The organism is Roseateles sp. DAIF2, assembly GCF_015624425.1.
Classification (GTDB): Bacteria; Pseudomonadota; Gammaproteobacteria; order Burkholderiales; family Burkholderiaceae_C; genus Kinneretia.
The window spans coordinates 22871-48585 of the sequence record NZ_CP049919.1; the positions used below are offsets into that span (position 1 = coordinate 22871).

Sequence of the window (25715 nt, forward strand, 5' to 3'; positions counted from 1 at the left end):
CATCATTTGCACACCGCCAGCTTCCTGGTTTCCTGCTTGGCCTTGTCGTCGGCCTTTTCCCCCACGGCCTTTTTCTTGTCGTCCTTCTGGTCTTCCTTGGCGTCGGCCGACGAACTGCCACTGCCGCCGAAGCTGTCGTCGCCCCCGCCGATCGTCTGGGACTCGAAGACCTGAGCCCGTGAGGTGCTGCCGGCAGGCGTGCCCGTGGTGGGCGGTGGTGTCCCGGCCGTTGCGGGTCCGGGCGCGCCCGGGTCCTTGGCATCGGCGGCCGCGGCGGCCTTCGCCGCGATCTCGGCCACCCGGCGCGCCATCTCCTCGGCGGCGGCCCGGGCCGATACTTCCTCGGCCGCCTTCTTCTTGGCGGCGGCTTCGGCAGCCGCCTTCGCAGCGGCCTCGGCCGCGGCCCGGGCGGCCTCTTCGGCGGCTTTTCTTGCCGCCTCTTCCGCGGCCTTCTTGGCAGCCGCCTCGGCTGCGGCCTTCGCGGCGGCTTCTTCCGCCGCTTTCCTGGCAGCGGCCTCCGCAGCCGCCCTTGCCGCCGCTTCTTCCGCAGCCTTCTTGGCGGCCGCCTCGGCCGCGGCCTTCGCGGCAGCTTCTTCCGCCGCTTTCTTTGCAGCAGCCTCCGCGGCAGCCTTGGCCGCGGCTTCCGCGGCGGCGCGTGCAGCGGCCTCGGCGGCGGCCCGGGCGGCCTCCTCGGCCGCGGCGTCATAGGTCTGCGTGATCGTCGGCGTCGCGCCGCTGAACACGCCGGCCGGGGCTGTCACCTTGCTGGCCTGCCCCTGCGCGGTCAGGGCGATGGGCCCGCCGCCACTGTTGATGGAAGCCGCGGCATCCACCGTGATGTGGCCGTTCTGCGCCAGCAGCGTGATGGGCGCGGCGGCGGTGTTGAGCAGCTGCGCGCCGGCGCCGATGTTCATGCCGGTGCCGGCCGTCAGGCCGATGCCGCCGCCGGCGCTGATGTTCGCCGCCGCGACGCCGAGCTGGCCGCCGCGCGCGGTCAGGCTCACCATGCCGGTCGCCGCCACCGGGCCGGCGACGTTCAGCGCGCCGCCGTTGTCGATCGTGATGTTGCCGCTGCTGCTGCTCGCGGCGGCGGCGGTATTGCTCAGGCCCGCGATGGACAGGGCGCCGCCGTTGTTGAAGACGATATTGCCGCTGCCGGAGTTGCTGGCCTTGAAGCTGCCGACCCGGTTCGCTCCGGCCAGCTCGATGCCGTTGCGGGCGGTGATGTCCAGGCCGTGCAGCACCAGCGCCTCGTTGCCCTCGCGCGCGAAGCTGCCGTTGTTGATCACCCGCAGGGTGCCGCCGACGCCGGGCGCAGCGATCTCGCCGCCGCCGACCAGCAGGATGGCGCCGGTATGGGCGCTGTCGCCGACGATCAGGGTCGGCGTGGCGAAGGCCGCCAGGTCGCGCCCGTCGAGCAGCAGGTAGGAGGCGCCCGCGCCGCCGTTCGCGAGCGAGCTCAGATGGATGGCCCGGCCCGCGCTGGCGCTGCTGACCTTGACGAAGTTCGCGCTCCCGGCGGCCGAGCGGACCTGGCTGCCGACGCCGATGTCGAGGTCGTCGGCCAGCAGGGTCACGTTGCCGCCGCTGGAGGCGATATTGGCCTGCACGTTCAGGCCGGCCGCGCTCTTCAGCAGGATGTCGCCGGCCGCGCCGATGCCACCGCCGCCGACCGCCTGCACCCCAGTCACGCTGAGCGAAGCGCCCGCGTCGGCCGACAGGCTGCCGATGCTGTTGCCCGCCTGGCTCAGCACCACGTTGCCGCTGCTGTGGATGCTCAGGCTGCCAACCGTGATCAGGCCATTCTGGGTCACGGCGCCGGCGCTCAGGCTGACCGCGCTGCCGTTCGCCGCGATGCCGCCCGCCAGGTTCAGCGCGGCGCCACCGGTCGTGACCGTGACGGCGCCGCCCTGGCTGCTGGCGACCTCGCCCAGGTTCAGGGCCGATCCGCTGTGGATCGCGATGTTGCCGCTGCCGAGCTGGGTCAGCGAGACCGGGCCGCCGAAGCTGTTGGCGGCGGCGTCCAGCACGATATTGCCGGCGCTGGTGGTGAGCGAGGCGGCGGATCCGAGGCTCAGCGCCGTGCCGCCCGCCTGCGTGATGCTGCCGGTGGCATGGGCCACCAGGCCGCCGGCGCTGAGGCTGCCCAGCGTGATGCCGCCGCTCTCGGCGGTGATGTTCAGGCCCTGCAGCAGCGAGATCGTACCGAGCACCGCAGTGCCGCTGCCCTGCACGACATGCATCGCCTCCAGGCCGCTGATCGTGCCGCCGGTCTGGCTGAAGCTGCCCAGCACGGCCAGCAGGCCGGTGGATGTCGAGGAGGCCTGGGTCGCGCCGCCGCTCTGCGCGAACTGCTGGGCCGCGACGCGGCCGCTGAGCTTCAGCGTGCCGGCATTGGTGATGCTGCCCAGGGTCTCGTCGCCGCTGCCCGCATCGAGCGTGCCGCCGGCGGCGATGTGCAGCGCCGCGCCGTCGCTAAGCCGCTCGCTCGCGCCCAGGCTCAGGCTGCCGCCGTTGTGGATCTCGACCAGGGCGCCCGCATGGCTGCCGTTCAAGGTCGCGGAGCCGGTCACCGTCAAGGTGCCGCTGCCGAGGTTCGCATCGACCGTGCCGCCGCTCAGCGTATAGCCGCCGCCCGCCGTCAGCGTGCCGCTGCCGACGATGATGCCGGCGCTGCTCACACCGCCGGCCGTCGTGTTGTCGAAGCCGGCCAGGTCCAGGGTGCCGCCGGCGCCGATGGCGATGCTGCTGGCCGCGATCGCGTCGCTGACGGCCAGCGCCAGCCGGCCCGCCTGCAGCACCGTATTGCCGGTGTAGGCATTGCTGGCCAGCAGCGTGGTGCTGCCGCTGCCGGTCTTCAGGAGGCCGCCGGCGCCGGTGATCGGCGCGGCGAAGCTGTCGTTGGCCGCGGCATCCAGCTGCAGGGTGCTACCGGCGCCCAGGTCGACCGGGCCCGTCTGCGTCAGCCCGCCGCCGGTGCGCAGGGTGCCGCCGCCGGTCAGGGTCAGGCTGCCGTTATTGGTCCATGCGGCATCGATCGAGGCACCGGCGCTGGTGGCCGAGCTGGTCACGAGGCTGCCCGCGTTGATCGTCGCATTCAGCGCGACGCTGGCACCATTCAACGCCAAGGCGGTCGGCGCCACCGCGCCGCCGACAGCGCCGGCCACGTTGATGCCGCCGACGGCGTTGATGTTCAGCGCATGCGCGCCGTCGATCGCGCCATGGCTGGCGACACCCGCCGCGCTGCTGCTCAGCGTGGTGTCGCTGGCCAGGGTGAGCGCGCTGTTGTAGGTCTGCGCGCCCTGGGTTGTGATCGCGCCGGTCTGGATCCATGTGCCGCCGCCGCTGCTGACCGTCAGGCTGCCGAGCGAGTCGATGCCGCCGACCACGCCCTTGAAGCGGGTGACACCGCCGTCGTTGATCGTCAGCGCATGGTGGTTGGCGCCGGTGCCGCCGTTGAGCGTGCCGTTGAACTCGATGCCCTGGCCGTTCAGGACGGTGTTGCCGTCCAGGCGCAACGCGCCGTTGTAGGTCTGGGCGCCGGTGGACGTGATCGTGCCGCCCAGGCTCAGCGGCCCTGGGGCCGTGGCGCTGAGCGCGCCGCCGGTCGTCACGTTGTTGAGCGCGATCGAACCCGCGCTGGCCGTCAGCGCCAGGCCGCCGGCGAAGCTCTGGTTGTTGAGGCTGAAGCCGCCGCTGTCCTGCGTCAGCGCCAGGGTGCCGCTGTAGGCGGCCACCACGGGCAGCGCGCCGAAGGCGCCGGCGCTGCGCAGGCTGATGTCGCGCAGGCTGCCGCTGGTGTTGATCGCCAGGCCGCCGCCGAAGACATTGGCCGCGCCGCCCAGCAGCAGATCCTGCGCGGTGCCGCCGAAGTTGAAGCTGGCGAGGCCGCCGATGTTCAGCGCGCCCGCCTGGCCGATCGAGCCGGACGAGGAGGCGGCCGTCAGCGCGCCGCCGACGCTGCTGGTACCCAGCAGCAGGTCGTTGGCAGCGCGGATCGTCACCGCGCCGGTGCCGTTCAGGCCGACGGCGCCGCGGAAATCGTTGCCGGCATGGTTCAGGTCGATGCTGCCGCTGCTCGCCTGCAACGTCACCGCGCCCGCACCGCTCTGCGTGATCGCGCCGCTCTGCACGATGCTCGGCGCGCTGATCTCCAGCGCCCCCGAGCCGACCGCCACCGTGCCGAGGTTCAGGGCGCCGGTGTAGCTGATGTTGACGGCGTTCGCGCCGCTGTTTGACAGGTTCAGCGCGGTGCCGAAGTCATTGCTCGCGCCGCCCAGCGTGATCGCGCCGGCGCCGGCCGCCACGCTGGTGCTGCCGCTGGCTCGCAGCGCGCCGGCGGTCTGCGTGACCGCGGCATTGCTCGCGGCCAGCGAGAGGTTGCCATGGGCCGTGATGTCCTGGTTGAGGGTCAGGCCGTTGTGGCCGGTCAGGCTGATGTGGTTCGCTTCCAGCGGGCCGGCGAGCACCAGGCTGGCGGCGCTGGCCGTCACGTTGCCGGAGGTGTTGAACTGGGCGCTGGCGACGACGCCGTCGCTCGCGAACTCGATCGAGCCGGGCGCCGTCAGGTTCAGCGTCGCGAGATCGCCGGAGTGCGCGATCGCGATCGCGCCGCTGCCACCGGTCTGGGCGGTGATCGTGGCGCCGCCACCCGTGCTGCCCAGGTTGGCCACGCCGGCCGAGCCGCGGATATGGGAGCCGGCAATCAGGTTGAAGCTGTTCGCGCGCCAGTCGGTGCCGCTGTCGACGATCAGCTGGCCGTTGGAGGCCGTCATCGCCAGGCTGCCGGCGTTGATCTGCCCGAGGCTGATGTCGCCATTGCTGGTGGTGAGGTTCAGCGCCCCGCCGTTCAGGTTCAGGGTGCCGCCGCCGCTGATGCCGCTGCCGGCGGTCGCGTTCAGGTTCAGCGCCCCGCTGGTGCTGGTGACGTTGGCGTTGAAGTAGACGTTCTGTCCGGCCGTCAGCGTCAGCGTCTGGGTCGCGCCGGTGGTCTTGGCGATGGCGTTCTGGACGGTGATGTCGCCGCTGGCCAGCAGCACGACGTTGGCGACGCCGAGCAGTTGGCCGACCTTGGCGGCGGTGATCTGGCTGCTGTAGCCGGCAAAGCTGTTCGTGTCCAGCGTGTACGCGCCGCCGCTGAGCCCGACGGTGTTGAGGTCCGCGCCAGTGGAGGCGCCATCAAACAGCGCCACGGTCCCGATCGTGATGTTGTCCGGGTCCAGCAGCAGGATGCCATGGGCGCCGCGCGCGGCCGAGGTGTCGGCGCGCAGGCTGTCGACGTTCAGGAAGCGCTTGCCCGAGGTCTCGATCAAGCCGCCGTCGCCGCCCTGGGCGCCGCCGGTGGCGCTGATGCTGCCGGCGGCGATGGTGACGCCGTCGGACCAGACGATCACCTTGCCGCCATGGCCCTGCCCGGTCGCATCGGCCTTGATCACCGCGTCGGGTGCCAGCACGGCGGTCTGCGCGTTCCTCACCGCGCTGTTGCCGCCCTGGTAATCGCCGCCCAGCAGCACCGTGCCGCCGCCGTTTACGCCCGAGGCATCGATGCGCGCGCTGCCCAGCAGGCCGACCCGCTCGCCGGTCACCTCGACCTGGCCGCCGCGGGTGCCGGTCACGCCGATGCCGGCCGTGCCGTCGATCACCGCGTCCTTGCTGGCGCGCAGGAAGATGCGCCCGCCCTCGCTGACCGCGCTGTCGGCGCTCAGCCGGCCGCTGTTCCTGACCAGCACGCCGGCCATGCCGATGCGGCCGGCCTCGCTGATCACCTGGCCCAGATTGGTGGCCTGGCCCTCGGCGCCGCTGATCTCCACCTTGACGCCCGGCGTCGCGGTGTCGAGCAGCTCGACGCGCTGGCCGGCGGCCAGGATGACCTCGCCGTTCGGCGCGCGGATCACGCCGCCGTTCTCGACCTGCGGCGCGATCAGGTAGACGCTGCCGCCCGCCGGCGTCGTGATGCTGCCGAGGTTGCGCACCTGGCCGGCGTTGGGCGTGGCCTGGAAGTTCATGCGCCCGGCCAGGAAGTCCTCGTCGCGGATCGCCAGCGAGCTGGCGACCAGGCTCTGCAGATTGATCTGCGCGCCCTGGCCGACCATGATGCCGGCCGGATTGATGATCCAGACCTTGCCGTTGGCCGACAGATTGCCCAGCAGCTGCGAGGGCTCGTTGGACGAGACGCGGTTCAGCACCACCGAGTTCGCGCCCGGCTGCTGGAACACGACCGAGGCCTGGGCGCCGATGTTGAAGCTGTTCCAGTTCAGGATCGCCTTGTCGCTGCCCTGGCGGATCGTCAGCTGGCTGCCGTTCTGGACGATGCCGGCCTGGCCGAAGCTCACCGTGCCGCCGCTGGGCAGCGCGTTCGGCGCGACGGGCCCGGCGGCCAGGGCCCCGCCGGTGGCGGCCAGCCCGGCCAAGCCGGGCAGGGCACGCCAGCAGCGCGTCAGCAGGCCGGCCAGCAGCGCGGCGATGCGCCGGCGCGGCCGCAGGCTCAGGGTCAGCCGGTGCCGGCCGATGCGCAGCACGAGGGTCGGACGGGAGGGGTTCTGGCTATGGGCGCTCATGGTGTGGTCCTGGCGTCTTTCTTCAGAAATCGAGCATCAGCAGCGCATGGGCCTTGACGTCGCCGTTGCTGGCCTTGGCGGCCCGGCTGGCGTCGAGGATGCGGGCCACGTCGAGGCGCAGGCTGGCGGTCTTGCCGATCGCGGCACGCAGGCCGAAGCCGAGGCTGGCCGGCGTGACGCTGGTGGGCACGACGGCATTGGCGGCGCGGTTGCGGCCATGGGCGGCGTCGACGAAGAACAGGCCGCGCAGGCTGCCGTCCCAGCCGCGCGCCGCGGCCAGGTCGGGGCCGTAAAGCTCGGCGTTCAGCAGCAGGCCGCTGTCGGCGACCAGCGCACGCTCCTCGAAACCGCGCACCGCATTGGCGCCGGTCAGGCCGAAGCTCTCGGCCGAGACGGTCGGGTCGGGCGCGAACTGGCCGCTCAGCGCCAGCCGGGCCAGCCAGTCGCCGGCGAAGCTGCGCTGCAGGCTGGCGCCGGCGCGCAGGATCAGGAACTCGTCGCGCGTGTCGCGGTTGCCGGCGGTCAGGTAGGAATAGCGGTCGCTGCGACCGCTGATATTGGTGTAGCGGGTGCCGGTGGGCAGGTTGACGGCCAGGCCAGCATGGTAGTCCCATTGCTGACCGGCGCTGCGCGTGATGCTGGAATAGCTGAGCTTCAGCGGCCGGACGGTGTAGGGCACGCAGCTGGCGATCGGCGGCGTCGGCGGCGCGGTGCTGACCGGCTGGCCGTCGACCGTCGAGCAGCGCGAGTCGACATGGGTATAGCCCAGGCCGAAGATCAGGCGGCTGCTGGTCTCGCCGGCGCGCGCGAAGTTGTGGTTCAGGTTCAGGCCGGCGATCTCGCCCTTGCCGACCAGGTTCAGCGCGCCGGCCAGGCTGGGCGTCGAGCTGGGCGTGTTCGAGCTGGAGCGGCCGTAGACCAGGTCGATGCTGTTGCCCCAGCCGTACAGCGGCAGGCGGTAGCCGACGCTGAAGATGTTGATGCGCACGCCGCTCGGGCTGTCCGGCGAGGTGCTGTAGGCCAGGCTGGCCGCATGGTCGCGGTCGAACAGGTTCTCGTGCTGGTAGAGGCCGCCGATGCGCCAGTCGCCGCTCGCGTCGCTGCCGCTGTTGTCCAGGGTCAGGCCGAAGCGATGCGGGCTGCGGTCGTCGACCTTGACCTTGGCGTCGACGGTGTCGGCGCTGCGGCCCGCGACCAGGGTCACCTCGAGCTGCTTGGAGCGGCTCTCATTGGACAGCTGCAGGTTCTCGGACAGGCGGCGCAGGTTCGGCGGCTCGCCGGGCCGCAGCGCCGGCAGGCCGCGCAGCACATTCGCTTCGCTGTAGTGGCGCCTGTCGCTGAGCGTGACGGTGCCGAGCTTGACCTCCAGCACCTGCAGCCGCACCACGCCGGCGCTAGCCTCCTGCTCGGGCAGGCTGACCTGGACCGTGCCGTAGCCGTCCGCGCGATAGGCCGCCTCCAGCGCCTCCAGCGCGCGCTGCACATCGCCGAACTCGCGCTGCGGACCGGTGAAGGGCGCCAGCAGGGCCTGCAGCCGCGCCGGCTCGATCAGCGAATTGCCGCTGACCTCGAAGCGCTGGATGTCGAAGCGGGGCGACGTGCTCTGGGCCAGGGCCGTCCCGCCGGCCAGCAGGGCCAGGACGGCCGCTCCCGCGACGAGTTGCTTCTTCTTCGTTCTTCTCATGCGCGCGCGCCTTCCGCTGCGTTTTCTTGTGGATGGGTTCGAAGGGCACGCAGCGACAACAGCACCTCCCGCGCGCGCCAGGAGCCGCATTGGAGTCGCGAAATATGAAGGCGGCCAGGAACTAGTGCCGGAACCCGTCAATTTGTGCGCAAATCGCGCAAACGTAACGATTCAAGTCGGCTGGCCGCAACGGATCGCCCGCGCGGCGCCGTGGCGCCGCCGGGGATCAGCCCTTCACGCACACCACCTGCTTCAGCGTGTGCACCACCTCGACCAGGTCGCGCTGCGCGGCCATGACCGCGTCGATGTCCTTGTAGGCCGCGGGCGTCTCGTCGAGCACATCCTTGTCCTTGCGGCATTCGACGCCCTCGGTGGCGGCGCGGTGCTCGGCCAGGGTGAAGCGGCGCTTGGCATCGCCGCGGCTCATGGTGCGGCCGGCGCCATGCGAGCAGCTTTCGAAGCTCTCGGCCTGGCCCTTGCCGCGCACGATATAGCTGCGCGCGCCCATGCTGCCGGGGATGATGCCCAGCTGGCCGGCCTTGGCGCTGACCGCGCCCTTGCGGGTGACATAGACCTCCTCGCCGAAATGGCGCTCCTTCTGCACATAGTTGTGGTGGCAGTTGACCGCCTCGATATGGCTCTGGAAGTTCTTGCGGATCACCGTCTTCGCGGCCTCGATCACGCGGCGCATCATCAGCTCGCGGTTCAGCGCCGCGAACTTCTGCGCCCAGCCCACCGCGCGCACATAGTCGCCGAAGTAGCGCGCGCCCTCCTCGAAGTAAGCCAGGTCGCGGTCCGGCAGGTTGGCGTTGTTGCGCAGCGCGTCCTGCTTGGCCAGCTCGATGAACATCGTGCCGATCGCGTTGCCGACGCCGCGCGAGCCCGAGTGCAGCATGAACCAGACCGCACCGGCCTCGTCGAGGCAGACCTCGATGAAATGGTTGCCCGAGCCGAGCGTGCCCAGATGGTTCAGATGATTCGTCTTGGCCAGCTTGGGATAGTCGCGGCAGAGCTCGGTGAACTCCGGCTCCAGCTGCGCCCAGGCGGTATTCACCGAACCCGGCGTCTTGTGCCAGGCGCCCGGATCGCGCGCGCCCGGCGCGCGGCCATGCGGCACCGCGCGTTCGATCGCGCTGCGCAGCGGCGCCAGGTTGTCCGGCAGGTCCTCGGCACGCAGGGTGGTCTTCGCGGCCATCATGCCGCAGCCGATGTCGACGCCGACCGCCGCCGGGATGATCGCGCGCAGGGTCGGGATCACCGAGCCGACGGTGGCACCGATGCCCAGGTGCACGTCCGGCATCGCGGCGATATGGCGGAAGACGATGGGCAGGCGCGCGGCGTTCTCCAGCTGGCGCTTGGCCGCCTCCTCCACCGGCACGCCGCGGGTCCACATCTTGACCGGCACGCCGCCGCCCACGTCCAGCTGCTCGAAGCCGGCGGCTGCTGCTTCGGGGATGTTGTTGTTGTTCTTTTCCATGATGCTTGTTTCTTCTCTTCTTCTGGCTAGGACACGTGCACGGCGCTGCGCTTGATGCGCGAGCCGACACGTTCGATGCGGCGCCAACCACTGTTGTCGTTCATCGTGATCCAGCGCCGCTCCTCGGCGCGGTAGAACCAGTCCTTGTCCTGTTGGTAATAGACCTGCACACCGGTGGTTTCCCAGATGTTCGCGATCTCGTTGCTGTGGGCGCGGCGCTCGTCGAAGTCGGTCGTCGCCTTCTGGCCCATCTCGCTGTAGAGGCTGTTCAGCGCCAGCAGCTGGCGGTTCACATCGGGCGCCATGCGCTGGGCCCTCAGGCCGATCTTCAGCGCCTCGTCCAGCAGGATCGGATAGCTGTGCGAGGGGTACTTCGAGTTCAGCGTGGTCGCGATCCGCTCGGCCTCGGCCGCATCGGGGATGTGGTGGGCCAGCAGCTCGCGGCACAGCATGATGGACAGGGATTCGGCCCGGTCCACCGCGCCGATCACCAGCGGGTGCACATACTGGAACAGCGAGCGGTAGGCGTTCTCGCTCTGCGCGCCGCCGGCCGCGCCACCGCCCTCCTGCTCGCGCCACAGGCGGATCGCGCGCTGCAGCTCGTCCAGGCTGACGCTAACCCGGTCGTTGTCGCGGTCCACCGGCGACAGCGGGTGGTTCAGCGAGGTGTCCACCGCGGTCAGGTAGGCGGTCGGGCCCATCTGGATGCGGTCGGCGCCGATCGCGATCATCGTCGCGGCCGAGGCGCATTCCAGCGGCACCAGGGCCACCAGCTCGCGGCAATGCTGCCGCAGCAGGTTCACCAGGCGCAGCGACACCTGGCCGCTGCCGCCGTCGGACTTCAGGAACAGATAGATCCGCTCCTGTTGGCCCAGCCTCGTCAGCACCTCGTGCAGCGCCACCACGTCGTTGTGGCAGACCGCGCCGCGCGCGCCGTTCCAGTAGGCCACCACCGGGCCGCCCAGTTGCTCCGCCAGCCGCCCCAGCAGGGCCTGCGTCTTGTGGAACAGCACCGGCGGCTGCTTGACCTTCATCGCGGCGGCGGCCTCCTGGCCCGCGCCCTCCTTGTTCTTGTTGCTGGTTTCCATGATTCCTTCCTCTTCTATCTTCTTGTTGATGGTGGGCGCGGCTCGCTCAGCTGAGCCGCGACCCCCGCGCCAGCCGGGCGGCCAGCCATTGATGCACATCGGCCCGCACCTGCCGGCCCGCCAGCAGGAAATCCTCGTAGCGGTTCGGCACATAGGGCAGGTAGAGCAGCGGCATGCCGGCTTCCTCCGGCGTGCGCGCGGCCTTGCGGCCGTTGCAGGCGGCGCAGGCCGAGACCAGGTTCATCCAGCTCCAGGCCCCGCCACGCGAGGCCGGCACGATGTGCTCGGCCTGCAGCCGCCGCTCGGAGAACAGGCCACCGCAGTAGGCGCAGGTGTGGCGATCGCGCCGGAACAGCTTGGCGCGCGACACCAGGGTCGGCCGATCGAACAGATTGATCCGCGCGGCCCCCTTCAGCGCCATGATCGGGAACACCTCGATGCGCGACGCCGCCCCGCGGCCGGCATTCCAGCCGCCGCGCAGCACCCGCAGCGGTTCCCGTCCCGCGACCCAGGCCACCGCGTCGATCGCGTGGCAGACGGCCGCCTGTTCGGTGCTGATCCAGGCCTGGGGTGTGCCCAGCAGGTCCAGCTGCAGCACCTGCGGCCGCGCTCGCGGGGTCAGGTCTTGTGGTCGATCTTGATCAGGCATCTTGCGGCACATCGGGGCCCTCCCTTGGGCGGTTTGCTAGGTCATGAAACTCGGAGCGTTGGGGTACGAAAAAGTGAAAAGTGAGTGCCGGTCACGGGTTCCGGCGCCGCCCAATCCTTGCGGCCGGTTTGTGGGTTTGCCTTCAAACATCGCATCGGTCTGCGGCGGTTCATCCGACTTCGGCTATGCCCAAGCGCGACCCTCCCGTCGGAGGTGGTGTGTCGCTGCACGTGGGGCCGGCACATGCGATCGGCCCCGCGCACATCCCGGGCCGCCAACACCATTTCGAGATGCGGCCAACGGAGTGCAAGGACACAGCCGGAGTCGGACGTCGTCCGCGCGGCCTGCAGGCAGGCCTGCGCGCGGGCGGGGCGAAAACACAAGGGGCCCGGACTCTTGCGAATCCGGGCCCCTGGGTACAGAGCTTGGAAGGTCTGGCGCCTGTTTATTCAGCGCCACCCTCTCCCGGATGCGTCATCAAGCCTTCACCGCGATATCCCGCCGCTGTGCTCCGCAACGCCGGACGCGCCGCCGCGAATGCGGCTGCTGCTGTCTTGCTGGCGTTGATGGAATGGCGGCTGGTCACGATGAAACCTTTCTTGTCTGAGTCTGGGCCGCTCCATGTCTCGTTTGCACCGAGCGGCTGGGTTTGAAAACTGTCGAGCTGCGCACTGTAAATAGTCTTTACTCCAAGGTCAAGCGCTTGCGACAATATCGGCCCCAAGTTTGTTGCCGTTTGTTCGCATCCCGTCCCCGTGGCCGATACCACCCTGCAGCGCCGCCAGAACGCGCTGATCCTGTTCCAGTCCTTCGCCGAACAGGCCTTGGCCGAGGGCCTGCCACCGAAGGGCCTGGAGCAGGCCTTCGCGGCGCGGCTACAGATCTCGCCCAGCATGTGGAGCCAGATCAAGAGCGCCAGGCCGATCGGCGACAAGCTGGCGCGCCAGATCGAGGTGCTGTGCGACAAGGCGATCGGCTGGCTCGACGAGCCGCATCCCGAGGCCCCGCCCAGCCCGGCCGAGAAGGCCTTTCTGGAGCTGGCGCTGGCTGCCTGGCGCGCCAGCAACAGCGCGGGCCGCAAGGCGCTGCGCCAGCAGCTGCAGGCACGGCTGGATGAATCAGAATAGCTCGTCGAGCTGCTCGAAATAGCGCCGCCGCTGTGGCTGGTCCGGCCGGCCCAGCCCGTCCAGCAGGCGCTGCGCCGGGGCCTCGCCCAGCTCCTCGCGCAGATTGCGCTGCGCGAAGGCGATGTCGAGCCAGCGGTCGGCCAGGCCGCCGCGCCCCAGGTCGATGAAATGCAGGCGCTCGCGCGCCTCGTCGACGAACACATTGCCGTCGCTCAGGTCGCCATGCGAGAACACCAGGTCCTCGCGCTCGGGTCGCCGCAGCTCCAAATGGGCCAGCAGCGCCGCCGGCGTGGCGGCCTGGATCTCGGGCCATTGGGCCATGTCCGCATCGTCGGCGCACAGGCCCTGCGCCAGCAGCCGGCGCAACTCCGCCAGGCGCATCGCGATGCCGGCATCGAAGGGGCAGTCCCGCGCCGGCACCGCCTGCAGCTGGCGCAGCGCCTCAACAAAAATTTCTACGGCCGCCTCGGGGCGGCTCGCCAGCAGGGCCGACAGCGGCCGCCCCGGCACCTCGCGGGTGATCAGGCATTCGCCCTCGGCCGCGCCGACCGCCAGCACCAGCTCCGGCACCAACAGTCGGCCGCCGCCGCCCAGCCAGTCGATCAGCCGCGCCTCGCGCAGCGCGCCGTAGGTGGTGTTCGCATAGGGCTTGGGGCAGAGCTTCAGGAAGAAGCCCGCGCCGCCCTTGTCGAAGCGGTAGACCCGGCAGGGCGATTCGCCCACCGGGTCGCGCCGCAGCGCGGCGTCGCCAATGAAACGCCGCACCTCCGGCGGCAGCTGCTGCAACTTCAAGACCCGGTCTCCTCGCTGAACCGGATCAGTGTCCCGTGCGCCGCCGCGCCTCGCCAGCCGATTGCGGCGAACGGCCGGTCGGCGGGTGCGGATGGCGGCGCGGCGGGGATCAGTAACGGTCGTCGAAGGCGAAGATCGGCTTGCGGGTCTTCCACAGGCCGCCGGTGAAATCCGGGAAGTCCAGGGTCTGGAAGCCCTGGGCGATCGACTGCTCGGACAGCGGCGTGATCGCGCTCCAGGCCACCGCGTCGTAGATGTCGATCGGCATCGGCGCATCGGCCTTCAGCGCCTCGACGAAGGCATGGATCACGAAGAAGTCCATGCCGCCATGGCCGGCGCCGGCCGCCGCGCCCTCGTACTTCTTCCACAGCGGATGGTCGTAGCGGTCCTGGTAGGTCTTGAAGGCCTCCCATTCATGCGGCTTGCTGCGGCCCTCGATATGGATGGACTGGTTCAGGTCCATCCACAGGCCCTTGCTGCCCTGCACGCGGAAGCCCAGCGAATAGGGACGCGGCAGCGAGGTGTCGTGCTGCAGCAGGATGGTCTCGCCGTTCTCGCAGGACAGGGTGGTCGTGACGATGTCGCCCAGCTTGAACTTGACCGCGGCGTTCGGATGCTTCTTGCCGCCCAGGTTCTCCACATACTCATGCAGGCCGCGCGCCTTGCTGGCGAAGGCATTGATGCGGGTGAAGCGGTTGCCGCGGTGGATGTTGGTATACATCGCGCAGGGGCCGATGCCATGGCTGGGATAGAGCTCGCCATTGCGCTGCACCGAATGCTCGGTGCGCCAGCGCGCCTCGCTCCAGCCCTTGGCGCCGAACTCGACGCCGCCGCCATAGGGCTTGGCCGGATCGCCGCTGTTGAACTTCACCGCGCGCAGGTCATGCTGGTAGCCGCCCTGCAGATGCACCAGCTCGCCGAACAGACCGGCGCGCACCATCTGCAGCGCCGCCATCACGTCGCGCCGGTAGCAGACGTTCTCCAGCAGCATATAGGGCGTGCCGGTCTTCAGCTGGGTGTTCAGCACGTCCCAATGGTCCTGCAGGGTGATGCCGGCGACCACCTCGCAGCCCACCGCCACCTTGGCCTGCATCGCGCCGATGGCCATCTCGGCATGCCATTCCCAGGGCGTCGCGATGATCACGCCGTCCAGGCCCGGCTGCTCCAGCAGCTTGCGCCAGGCCTGGGTGTCGCCGTTCTGGCCATAGGCCTTGGGCGCGGGCTTGCCGGCCTTCTCGGCCATCGCCATGGCGCGGCCCAGCATGATGGGCTCGATGTCGCACAGCGCCACCATGTCCACATCGTCGCGGCGCAGCAGCTCGCGCAGCAAGACCTGGCCCCGCATGCCGGTGCCGATCATCGCCAGGCGCAGCCGCGGCCGCACCGCGGCGCGCGCCAGGGGGGTGAGGCCGCTGGCCGCGAGGGCGGCGGCGGAGGAGGAAAGCAGAAACTGTCGACGGAGCATGGTTCTTCGGTTCATTCGTTCGAGGTGGGAGTGTGGCGCAGACGGCGGCGTCCGAGCGCGGCGATCAGCAGGCCGCCGGCCGCCAGCAGCGCCAGGCTGGACGGTTCCGGCACCGGCGCGGCGACGCTGTCGAATCTGAGGTGGCCGGAGCGCCAGAGGCCGTCGGGCTGCAGGCCGTCGCCGGCGGCCTCGTGGAACTCGAGGCGCAGCAGGCCATCGGCCCCGACGCGAAAGTCGAGCCCGGCCTGCAGCAGGTCGAGCTCGCCCGCGGCCCGCAGTGCTCCGGCGGCGTCGCGGCCCTCGCCCGGTGCGAACAGCAGGCCGCCGGCGCCGACATCGCTGCCGCTGACGGCCAGGCGCAGCTCGGACAGCCAGCTCGGCGCGAAGGCCTCCAGCTCGAGGTCCCAGCGCAGCCCGGTCACCCGGGCGCCGGCGCCGATCTGCAGCGACAGCACCGTGTTGCCGGCGGCGCCGAGCAGGCCGCGGCTGGCCAGCTGGTCGATCGCCAGCTCATGCGTCGCGGCATGGCCGCCGGTGCCGCACAGCAGGCCGGCGCACAGCAGCGCCGGCGCGGCCAGGCGCTTGAACAGGGAGGGGGTCATCGCGGTCCTCATGGCAGGGTGCTCAGATCCACCGCCGGCTGCTGGCCGGTCAGCGGGCGGGTGAAGTTCTGGTTCGCAGGCACGGTTTCATTGAAGAAGCCGCCGTTGCGCAGGTAGAAGCGGCCGCTGGCGTCCAGCCCGCCGGCGAAGTCGAGCCGCTGCCTGGCCGCGCCGGTCGCGTCGACGGTGAAGCGGCCGCGGTTCAGCTCGGTCCAGACGCCCTGCTTGTCGACCGCCCATTGCCGGCCCATCAGCAGCTTGCGGCCCTGGTGGCCCTCGGTATCGATGAAGTTCTCGAGGAAGGAATGCGGGCGCACCAGCCAGGTCTGCGTGTTCGGGCGCAGCCAGGTCGCGATGAAGCGCCAGCGCTGTTCCTCCACCGCATAGAACCAGGCCGAGTAGAGGCTACCGCCCTGGCCGTCGGGGCGCACGCGGGTGATGAAGGGATAAGTCGTGCCGGCGCGCCAGGCATAGGTCAGCCGGCTCTGGCCGCCGGTGCCCTCGCCGCCGAACTCGTTGGTGACGACCTCGGGACCCTTGCGGACCAGCGTGGTCTTGCCGACGGACGGGTCCCAGACCGAGAACAGCACCCAGCGCTCGCGCTCCTTGACCTGGATGCCCATATAGCCTTCGCCAAAGCCGTTGGCCATGAAGAAGGAGCCGACCTTGTCCTCGCCGGCCGGGATCGTCAGCTCGTTGTAGAAATACTCGACATCGGCCGGCGCCGTGTAGCTCATGTGCACCGAGGGGCCGCGGCGCGACCAGTAGTAGCCGGAGTCGGCCGCCTGGTTGGCGTACTGCAGGCCGCTGGCCGCCGTGCCGCTGAGCTCGATGGCCTGCAGCTGGGCGAACTCGGGGCCGCTGCGCGTCAGGCCCTGCACGTCGATCTTCACGTAGCCGGCGGCCGGCACGTCGATCACGGCCAGCCCGCTCGCCACCGAGGCGGTCGGCGTCAGGCGCAGCGTGAAGCTGCGGCCGAGCGCGCTGACCTTGACCGTGCTGATGCCTCCCGGCGGCACCACGCCCTTCAGCGCGATGTTGAAGCGGCCCGGCTGGGCCACCCGCACATAGGTGCTGATGACCGTGGCCGGATCGCTCCAGTCCTTCAGGCCCTCGTTGTAGGAGATCCATTCCGGCGCATCGGGCCCGGCCTGGGTGATGAAGGCATTGCCGGCCAGGTCGACGCGTGCCGGCTGCTGCTTCGGGCTCGCGACGACGGCTGCCGGCGCGGCCACCGGCTGCGGCGCGGCGGCGACGCTGCCGCCGCAGACGGCGAGCAGGGCGGCCAGCGGCGCCAGCGCGCGCAGGACGGGGAGTTGTTGGCTCATGCTCGTCACTCCCCTTTACTTGAACTGGTAGCTGGCCGACAGGCTGTAGACCCGGCCGAACAGGTTCAGGCGGTGGTTGTAGCCCTCCCAGCCATGCGGGTCGTAGTAGGGCTTGCGGTCAAGCAGGTTCTTCACCGACAGGCCCAGACGCATGTCCTTCACCGGGCTCCAGCCCAGGCTCAGGTTGAGCGTGTAATGCGAGGGCTGGCCCTTGCACAGATCCTCCGGCAGGGGCAGGTAGGCGCCCTTGCAGGTGCCGGGCGCGTTGTCCTTGTCATCGCTGTCGGTGGCCCATTTGCTGCTGCCGGTGTAGTTCAGGAACAGGCCGGCGTTGTAGTTCTGGTAGGCCCAGTCGGCGCTCAGGGTGGCGCGCAGGCGCGGGTTGTTGTAGTAGCCGACGTACTCGTACTTGAAGCCCTCGTTGGTGTAGTCGGCCTTGTTGCGGCGCGCGATCGTCGCGGCCGCGCCCAGGTTCAGGCGGCCGTAGTCGCCCAGCGCGACGCGGCCCCGCGCATCGATGTCGAAGCCGTCGATCAGGGTGCGGCCGCGGTTGGTGTAGCTGTTGACCAGGCCGGCCAGGTTGCCCATGGTGTAACCGGGCACGCCGGCGGCGCAGGCCGCGGCATTGGCCGGGTTCTGGCACATCGCGGCGGCGGCCGCGGCATTGCCGCGGTCGGCATCGGAGATCGGCACGCGGGTCGCGCCCGGCGCGTTGACCAGTGCGGCGCCGTACTGGGCGGCCAGGGCCTCGTAGAGCTTGTTGAAGTCGCCGCGCTGGATCTCGTCGCGGCGGTAGACGAACCAGTAGTCCAGCGACACATCCAGGTCCTTGGTCGGCTGCAGCACCAGGCCCAGGGTCGCGATCTTGGCCTTCTCCGGCTTCAGCGCCTTGTTGGGCGGGGTCAGGCCGCCGATCGTGGTGCTGCAGTTGGAGTTCAGCAACTGCTTGCCCAGCTCCTTGTCGGTCGCGCTGACCGACTTCAGCAGCAGATTCGCGATCGCATTGGTCTCGTCGCAGCGCGCCTTGTCGCGCAGGCCGCCATGCTGGGCATAGACGCCGCCGTTGCCGGACTCGGCCAGGCTGGGCGCGCGGAAGCCCTCGGAGTAGGTGCCGCGCAGCAGCAGCTCCGGCAGGGGCTTGAACTTCAGGCCCAGCTTGGGCGCCAGGTTGGCATCGAAGTTCGGGTACTTGTCCAGGCGCAGCGCGGCGTTCAGCTCCAGGTTCTTGGTCAGCGGCACGATGGCCTCGCCGAACAGCGCGCCCACGGTGCGCTTGCCGTCGAACCAGGAGCCGCCCTGCTGGGTGATCAGGCCGTTGGCCGCGTCGGTGTTGCCGGGGGTCTTGAAGCTCTCGCGCATCAGGTTCAGGCCGAAGGCGGTGCGCACCTCGCCGGCCGGCAGCTTGTAGACCGTGCCCTCGACCTTGGCGTCATAGGTGATCAGCCGGGTGCTTGAGGCGATGTCGAAGGTCGGGTAGGCCTCGCGCAGCAGCGCGGCGTTCTTCTCGCTGATCACGCCGAACTCGTAGGCCGGCTTGTCGGCCATCAGCAGGCGGCCGGCCGCGTCGGTGGTGAAGGGGCCGAAGGCCTTCTCGAAGCCCTTGCGGTTGACGTTGACGGTCTGGTACAGGGTCGAGTCGCTGCCGGCCACCGCCAGCGCGGTCTCGAAGTCCCAGTCGCCGAGCGCGCCGCGCAGCCCGGCCAGCCAGCGGTAGCTGTTGTCGGTGTTGCGCTGGCCGAAATGGCCGGTCGCGTCCTGCAGCAGGTAGTTCAGGCCCACCACGCCGCCCATCTTGGCGCGCAGCTCGGGGCTGGCCTTGTTGTAGATGTTGTTGGGGCCCAGGAAGGGCTGGGTGAAGGTGTTCAGCGTCGTGCCGGTGTTGCGCGAGTACCAGCTGGTGGTGCTGCCGCTGTTCAGCGCGGCCGGGCCGTTGCGGCCCTGCAGCTCGATGCGGGTATAGGCCAGCTCGCTGAAGCCCTCCAGGGTGTCGCTGAACTTGGCGCGGCCGTTCAGGTAGAGCGTCGCGCGCTCCGAGCTGGGGCCCGTGTCGAGCGCATTCGGCAGCGAGTTCCAGATGCAGCGCTGGCCGGCGGCCTGCTGGAAGGTGTTCTTGCAGCCCGGTGCCGGCTCCTGCGAGCGCGCATTGCCCTTGGTCGGGTCGAACGCGAAGAAGGTGCCGGGGTTGAGCACGCCCGGCTCGCTGCCGCTGCCGATGCGGAAGTCCGAGATGAAGGTCGGCTTGTTCACATAGAAGTGATCGGGCCGCTTGTCGTAGGTGTCGGACAGCGCGATGCGGTCGCGCTTGTAGAGGTTCAGCGAGCCGTAGAGGCTGTAGCGGTCGCGCTCCAGGTCGCCGAAGCCGTACAGCAGGCTGGCCTGCTTCTCGCCGTAGCTGCTGACCTTGTCCGACCAATCGGTGCTGGCGGTCAGCTGCAGGCCCTGAAAGCTCTTCTTGGTGATCACGTTGATCACGCCGGCCACCGCGTCGGAGCCGTAGATCGCCGAGGCGCCGTCGGTCAGCACCTCCATGCGCTCGATCGCCGCGGCGGGGATCGAGTCGATGTTGACGAACTGGCGCTGGAAGCCCTCCGGCGCGCCGTAGAAGGACAGGCGGCGGCCGTTCAGCAGCACCAGGGTGCCATGCGCACCCAGGCCGCGCAGATTGGCCTGCGAGGCGCCGTCCGAGCCGGTGAACATCGAGCGGAAGTCCTGCTGCCCCGGCATCGCCGCCGGCAGGTTGTCCAGCACCTGCAGCAGGGTGCGCGCGCCCATGTTCTCGATCTGCTTGGCGCTGATCACCTGCACCGGCGAGGCGGTCTCGGCATTGACGCGGCGGATGCTGGAGCCGGTCACCTCGACCCGCTCGATCTGCTGCTTGGGCTCGGCCTGGGCAAACGCCATCAGGGGGCCGGCGCACAGCAGGGCGGCGATGGCGCGGGCCCGGGCATGGGGGCGGGGGGTCTGGCTTCGGTTCAGCATCGTCGTGATTCCTTATCGGTTGGAGCTTGCTCGGCTTGTCTCGGCCTTGCGATCTGACGTGGTAGCGGTGAGGGGCGGGCAGTGCTCCGCCAGGCGCGCGGGTCGGCGCGCCGGTACTGGAGCGGGTTTTGGGGTGGGTGGTTTAAGGCTTGGTCGAGAAGGCGGCGCGATCCCCCTCCATGCCCAGCAGGGCGGCATTGGCCCAGTTGCCGCAGACCGCGGCGGGTTTGGCACCGGTGGCGCCCAGGGTGCGCAGGCTCAGCCGGCGCAGGCCGCGCACATCGATCTCGGGCTTGACCACGCCGGGCGCCTTCACCAGCCCGCTGTCGTACAGCAGGCGACCGTCGCCCCAGACCTGGAACTGCAGCCCGCCCTGGGCGCGGCAGCTGTCGTCGACGCCGAGGTCGGCGCGCAGCAGGCGCCAGTCGCCGTCCAGCGCCAGCTCGATGCGGCTGCTCGCGCCGACGCCCAGGCCCTTGCGGAACAGCAGGCCGTTCATGCGCATCGGCGCCTTGGCGCCCGGCGCCAGGTCGCGCGCCACGCCGCGCGGCGGGGCCGACAGATCCGACAGGTAACGCAGCAGCTCCGGGCGCTCGGCGCTGCGATGCTCCAGCACGCGAAAGCGCGACAGGGTGATCGGCCCGACCTCGGCCGGCAGGCTGGCATCGAGCGCGCGGGCGCCCGGCTCGGCCGGCGCCTCGGCCGCGGCCGACTGCGCATCCGGGTTGTGGGTGCTCAGCACGCGAAAGCGCAGCAGGCGGCCGGCGGTCGGCCTGAAGGCGATCTGCTGCGGCTCCTGCTGCAGCGCCAGCCGGCCGCGGTGGATCGCCGCGCCCCAGTCGCCGTTGCTGTCGGCCATATAGACCTCGTAGTCGCGCACCTGGCCATGCTTCCAATGCTGGTCGGTGCGCGGCGCGATCTCGATGCCGTCGATCAGGCGGCGCTCGCCGAAGCCCAGGGTCCATTCATGCGCGCCATGCTTGAGGGCCTGGTTGCGGGTGGTGCGGAACCAGGTCTCGGGCTGGGCGTCGAAGGCCTGCTCCAGCGGATGGCCGGGCTCCTCGGCCGGGCGGTTCACCACGCTCAACGCATCGGCCTGCAGCTCGCGGCCGACCGCCGGCGCGGCCGGGAAGGCATCCTCCGGCGCGGCGGCCGCCGCCAGGCGCAGCGCGAAGTCCAGCGGCTCGCGGATGTCGCGCGCCGCGGTCTTGACATGCACCGTGCCCAGGCGGTCCGACGGGTCGAAGAACCAGCCCTGCGCGGCCGCGTCGAAGGCGGCGCGCTCGCGCAGCTCGGGCAAGGCCTGACCCTGCAGCGCGACGCCCTGCGGGCGCTGGCGGCTCAGCAGGCGCAGCGCGTAGCGGCGGCGCGGCTCCTGGCCGGCATAGCTGCCGGCGACGGCGCCGATCGCCACGCGCAGCTCGCCGCCGGCCGCGCCGGGCGCGCTCATGCGGATCGGCTGCTCGCTGAACTGGCCGACGGCGTATTGGCGCGTCTCGCCGTCGTCCTCGTAGAGCGTGTAGCTCGACTCGCCCTGCGGGTAGAGGTCCAGGGTCAGCTCGTCCTTGGGCTTGTGGCCGTCGTACAGCATCTCCGGGTACATCGGCAGGATGGCGCCGGCGCGCACGAACACCGGCAGCTTGTCCAGGCCCACCTGCAGGTCGATCTGGCGCCCGGCGGCGCCGGCGCTCAGCTGGCGGCCGTCCCAGTAGTCGATCCAGCGGCCCTGGGGCAGGTGGATGCCCTGGCGCCAGCCCTGACTGGCCGCCTGGCTGCGGTAGACGGGCGCCACCAGCAGCTCGCGGCCGAGCAGGAACTGGTACTTGTGCATCTCGGTGTAGGCCTGCGGGTCGTTCGGGTGGTCCCACATCAGGCCGCGCACCGGCGGCGCGCCGCTTTGCTCGGCCTCGCGGGTCAGGCCGTACATATAGGGCGTCAGGCGCAGCTTCAGCTTCAGGTAGCGGCGGTTGATGCTGCGGTAGGGCTCGTCGAACCACCAGGGATGCTTGCGCGCCGCGGCGGCCCAGCCGGACATGCCCATCAGCACCGGCGTGAAGCTCTTCCACTGCAGGTCGCGGGTATAGGTCTCGGCGCTGCCGCCGAAGATCGCGTCGACGTCGCCGGTCGCATAGGCCTGGCCGGACAGGCCGGAGCCGATCAGGGTCGGCACATGCCAGCGGATGTAGTCCCAGCTGGCGCTCTGGTCGCCGGTCCAGGTCACCGCGTAGCGCTGGATGCCGGCCCAGCCCATCACGGTCCAGAGGAAGGGGCGGGCGTCGGAGTTGTTCAGGATGCCGTCGTAGGCCGACTTGTTCGCGTCCATCGCGAACTGGTAGCCCTTGCCGGTCCAGGCCACGTCCAGCTTCTGCGCGCGGCTGCCGGCCTGGCCGACCTCCCAGGCGATCTTGTCGACGCCGTTCTCGGTCCACAGCCCGGTGCGAAAGCCCTGCTCGCGCAGGCCCTGCACCACCGCGGGCAGCTCGGTGTAGCCGCAGCCATAGCCGTCGTTGGGCAGGATCCAGCCGCCGGGCATGTCGTGCTCGCGGTACTTCTTGGCCACCGACTCGATCACGTCGGGCGTCTTGCCGGTCGGGCCGTCGCTCCAGCCCTTGGGCACGGTGCCGGGCTTCTTGGCGTTGTCGCCGTCGTTGTAGCAGTCGGCGTCGCCGTACTCCAGCGCCCAGCGCGGCAGCAGGCGGGCGCGGCCGGTCAGCTCGGTATAGCGGGCCAGCACCTCGCGCAGGCTGGGGCCCACGAAGTAATAGGCGTCGAAGCGCCCCTCCCTGTGCTCCAGCGCCAGCTGCTCGGGCTGGCGCAGGTCGTAGCTGCCGTCGCTCCAGGTGTTGCGCAGCATGCCCCAGCCGCGCGAGCTCATCAGGAAGGGTGCCGGGCTGGGCCGGTGGCCCTCTTCCCAGCCGCCGGAATAGGACACCTCCAGCTGCCGGCCCTTGAACTCGTAGCGGCCGTTCTGCTGGCCGCCGCCGAAGAAGCGCTCCGCCGCCTCGCTGCTGAGGGTCTGCACGCTGCGCTCGGCCGCCAGGTCCAGCGGCTGCAGCTCGCGCCACAGCGGCTGGGCCTGGCCGGCGCCGTCCAGCCGGTCCAGTTCGAAGCGCAGCGGCTTGCGGTAGATGCGCAGCGCCAGCGCGCTGGTCTTCAAGAGCAGATGGTCGGGCCGCTCGTCCAGGGTGAAGGGCACCGGGCCATAGGACTGCGGCAGCACGATGGGCGCGGCCTGGTCGCCGGCGCCCTGCAGGGTCTGGCGGCTGCCGGCCCAGATGCGCAGCAGGTCCGGGCGCAGCAGGCCGATCTGCAGCTTGACCCGGGCATCGGTCTGCAGCTCCCAGCGGCTGCCCTGGCCGGCCTCGGCCGGCAGCGGCCTGATCTCGCGCAGATTGCCGACCGACGCGGCCCCGGCGCCCGATGGCAGGCCGGCCAGCAGCATCGTCGCGATGGCGGCAGCGGCGGTGGCGGTCTTGCGCAAATCCCCAGCGTTCATTCCTCTAGTCCTTCTCGCGGATCGACGGGTCGTCCGACGCCCGTTCGAAATGATTTGCGCAAACTCTATGCAGGCAATCGAAACGAGTCAACGCGATCGAAAGGCAATTTCGAAGGAAAAATGACAAGACAAGGGAAATTCCCTAGCAAACGCCGCTTAAATATCTTTCGAATCACTGTAAACCTTAGACATTTCTTTCTTTTCAACACAAGACGGCCATGCAAAGCAGGCCGGACTTTGGGCTTTCCAGCGACCAGAAGGCCAAACATCTCCGGCACTCGACGCTCGCTTCGCACATTTCTTTCGATTTATCTTTTTAATTTCTTTCTTTGTTTGACACTTCGAAAGTTCAAAGTTATCGTTGCCGCGTACTTCAGTTCCTGCAATGACTCAGCACCCTCTTCACCTTGACGATCGCGAGGCCTGGCGCCGGCTCGGCGGCCAGCACACCGCCGAGGAGATCCAGCACCAGCCCGCCCTCTGGCTGGCCCTGGCCCGGCAGCTGCGGGAGCAGCAGGCCCGCATCGACGCCTTCCTGGGCGACTGGCTGATCCGGCCCGGGCATCGCGTGATCCTGACCGGCGCCGGCAGCTCGGCCTATGTCGGCGAGATCGCGGCCGCGGCGCTGAACGCCGCCTGGCCGGCGCAGATCGAGGCCATTCCCAGCACCAGCCTGCTGACCCATCCGGCCCTCTACCTGGACCCGGCACGGCCGACCCTGCTGGTGTCCTTCGCGCGCAGCGGCAGCAGCCCGGAAAGCCTGGCCGCGGTGGCGCTGCTGCGCGAGCGCGTCGCGACGACCCGCTTCCTGAACATCACCTGCAATGCCGAGGGCGGCCTGATGCAGGACAGCGAGGGCCGCGCCGACACCCTGAACCTGCTGATGCCCGCCGGCAGCTGCGACCGCGGTTTCGCGATGACCAGCAGCTTCAGCTGCATGCTGCTGGCGGCCCTGGCCGCGCTGGGCGAGGCGCCCTGGGCCGAGCGGCTGCGGCGCATCGAGGGCCTGGCCGATGTGGCCGGCGGCGCGCTGGCGGCCTGGGCGCCGGTGGCGGCCGAGTTGTCCCTCCAGGCATTCGAGCGCATCGTCTATCTGGGCAGCGGCCCGCTGGAAGCGCTGGCCAAGGAGGCCGCGCTGAAGGTGCTGGAGCTGACCAGCGGCCGCGCGCTGGCCCTGGCCAACACGCCGCTGGGCTTCCGCCATGGCCCGAAATCGGTGCTGAACCCGCAGACCCTGGTGCTGCTGCTGCGCAGCGGCGACGCCGGCGCGCGGCGCTACGAGCAGGACCTGCTGGACGAGCTGCGCCGCGACCAGGTGGCCGGCAAGGTGCTGGCGCTGGGCCCGGGCGAGACGCCGCTGGCGGCGCCGGCGCTGGACCTGCCCGATGCCTGGGCCGCGCCGTTGCCGCTGCTGCTGGCCCAGCTGTTCGCGCTGCACCGCTCGGCCGCGCTGGGCCTGCGGCCGGACAACCCCTTCCCGGATGGCACGGTCAACCGCGTGGTGCAGGGCGTCACGATCTACCGCGATGAGCCACAACAAGCCTGAGTTCTTCCACGGCCTCGACATCGGCGGCACCAAGATCGAACTGGTGAGCTGCGATGCGAGCCTGGCGATCCGCCATCGCCAGCGCATCGACACGCCCGGCCGCGACTACCAGGCCTTCCTGGACGCCGTCTGCGGCCTGGTGCTGGAGGCGGACCGCCGGCTCGGCGGCGCGCCGGCGCCGGTCGGCATCGGCATGCCCGGCGTCACCGACCCGCGCAGCGGCGAGCAGATCAGCTCCAATGTGCCGGCGCTGAACGGCCGGCGCCTGCTGCCGGCGCTGCAGGAACGCCTGACCCGGCCGGTGGTGCTGGGCAATGACTGCCAATGCTTCGCGCTCTCCGAGGCCCAGGGCGGCGCGGCCGAGGGCCGGGACAGCATGTTCGGCGCCATCCTCGGCACCGGCGCTGGCGGCGGCTACTGCGTCGGCGGCCGGCTGATCCGCGGCTACAACGGCCTGGCCGGCGAATGGGGCCATTGGAGCGTGCCGGCCGGCCTGCTGGCGCGCCACCGCCTGCCGCTGCTGGACTGCCCCTGCGGGCTGCAGGGCTGCCTGGAGCGCTATGTCTCCGGCCCCGGCCTGGCCCTGCTGTACCGCCAGCTGGGCGGCCCCGAGCTGGACGCCGCCGCGATCGCCGCGCGCGCCGCCGCCGGCGAGGCCGGCGCCCGGCGTTGCCTGGACATGCATCTGGACCTGCTGGGCCATGGCCTGGCCGGCCTGGTGCTGGCGCTGGACCCGCACGCCATCGTGCTGGGCGGCGGCCTGTCCAAGCTGGCGCATCTCTATGCCGAGCTGCCCGCCGCGGTGGGCCATCACCTGTTCCGGGGCGCCCATGTGCCGCCCATCCTGCCGCCGCTGTTCGGCGATGCCGGCGGCGCGCGCGGCGCGGCCCTGCTGGTGCGCCAGCTCGGCACGGCCTGACCCTCT

Annotated in this window: 14 protein-coding genes; 3 read left to right on the forward strand and 11 right to left on the reverse strand. The window is 70.5% G+C overall.

Annotated features, from left to right (window positions below; all coding sequences use genetic code 11):
* Nucleotides 1-2: 2 nt before the first annotated feature.
* From G8A07_RS00115 to G8A07_RS00135, 5 genes are all read right to left on the reverse strand, one after another.
* Entirely contained in the window at nt 3-6557 is a 6555-nt protein-coding gene (locus tag G8A07_RS00115; RefSeq protein WP_195795128.1) for a filamentous hemagglutinin N-terminal domain-containing protein, read from the reverse strand.
* 22 nt (nt 6558-6579) lie between these two features.
* On the reverse strand, nt 6580-8241 hold the full coding sequence (locus tag G8A07_RS00120) for a ShlB/FhaC/HecB family hemolysin secretion/activation protein (protein ID WP_195795129.1): 1662 nt from the start codon (nt 8239-8241) through the stop codon (nt 6580-6582).
* 226 nt (nt 8242-8467) lie between these two features.
* Nucleotides 8468-9718 (reverse strand): RtcB family protein, encoded by a 1251-nt coding sequence (locus tag G8A07_RS00125; protein WP_195795130.1) that lies wholly within the window; start codon nt 9716-9718, stop codon nt 8468-8470.
* A 26-nt stretch (nt 9719-9744) separates the two neighbouring features.
* A complete protein-coding gene (locus G8A07_RS00130) occupies nt 9745-10806 on the reverse strand; it encodes a hypothetical protein (protein ID WP_213086210.1) in 1062 nt (353 codons plus the stop codon).
* Nucleotides 10807-10852: 46 nt separating this feature from the next.
* Nucleotides 10853-11455, reverse strand: coding sequence for an HNH endonuclease (locus tag G8A07_RS00135; RefSeq protein ID WP_195795131.1), 603 nt, complete (start codon nt 11453-11455; stop codon nt 10853-10855).
* Nucleotides 11456-12210: 755 nt separating this feature from the next.
* Here G8A07_RS00135 and G8A07_RS00140 point away from each other — a divergent pair.
* Nucleotides 12211-12582: a hypothetical protein gene (locus tag G8A07_RS00140; protein WP_195795132.1), complete on the forward strand. Its 372-nt coding sequence runs from the start codon at nt 12211-12213 to the stop codon at nt 12580-12582.
* Here G8A07_RS00140 and G8A07_RS00145 read toward each other — a convergent pair.
* The 6 genes from G8A07_RS00145 to G8A07_RS00170 form a co-directional block, all read right to left on the reverse strand.
* Complete coding sequence (locus tag G8A07_RS00145; RefSeq protein WP_249937173.1) at nt 12574-13374, reverse strand: APH(3') family aminoglycoside O-phosphotransferase; 801 nt, start codon at nt 13372-13374, stop codon at nt 12574-12576. The genes G8A07_RS00140 and G8A07_RS00145 overlap by 9 nt on opposite strands.
* Before the next feature lie 109 nt (nt 13375-13483).
* Nucleotides 13484-14839: a Gfo/Idh/MocA family protein gene (locus G8A07_RS00150; RefSeq protein WP_195795133.1), complete on the reverse strand. Its 1356-nt coding sequence runs from the start codon at nt 14837-14839 to the stop codon at nt 13484-13486.
* An 11-nt stretch (nt 14840-14850) separates the two neighbouring features.
* Nucleotides 14851-15441: a PEP-CTERM sorting domain-containing protein gene (locus G8A07_RS00155; protein WP_195795134.1), complete on the reverse strand. Its 591-nt coding sequence runs from the start codon at nt 15439-15441 to the stop codon at nt 14851-14853.
* A gap of 8 nt (nt 15442-15449) precedes the next feature.
* Nucleotides 15450-16769 carry a DUF3472 domain-containing protein gene (locus G8A07_RS00160; protein WP_195795135.1) on the reverse strand — a complete coding sequence of 440 codons (1320 nt, stop codon included), beginning with the start codon at nt 16767-16769 and terminating at the stop codon, nt 15450-15452.
* A 15-nt stretch (nt 16770-16784) separates the two neighbouring features.
* The gene (locus tag G8A07_RS00165; protein ID WP_213086211.1) at nt 16785-19748 is read right to left on the reverse strand and encodes a TonB-dependent siderophore receptor; all 2964 of its coding nucleotides are present in this window, start codon (nt 19746-19748) and stop codon (nt 16785-16787) included.
* 142 nt (nt 19749-19890) lie between these two features.
* The gene (locus G8A07_RS00170; protein WP_249937174.1) at nt 19891-23244 is read right to left on the reverse strand and encodes a TIM-barrel domain-containing protein; all 3354 of its coding nucleotides are present in this window, start codon (nt 23242-23244) and stop codon (nt 19891-19893) included.
* Nucleotides 23245-23629: 385 nt separating this feature from the next.
* Here G8A07_RS00170 and G8A07_RS00175 point away from each other — a divergent pair, with 385 nt between their 5' ends.
* On the forward strand, nt 23630-24790 hold the full coding sequence (locus tag G8A07_RS00175) for an SIS domain-containing protein (protein ID WP_195795136.1): 1161 nt from the start codon (nt 23630-23632) through the stop codon (nt 24788-24790).
* Entirely contained in the window at nt 24771-25709 is a 939-nt protein-coding gene (locus G8A07_RS00180) for an ROK family protein (protein WP_195795137.1), read from the forward strand. Before G8A07_RS00175 ends, G8A07_RS00180 begins: the two co-directional genes overlap by 20 nt.
* The last annotated feature ends 6 nt before the right edge of the window (nt 25710-25715 follow it).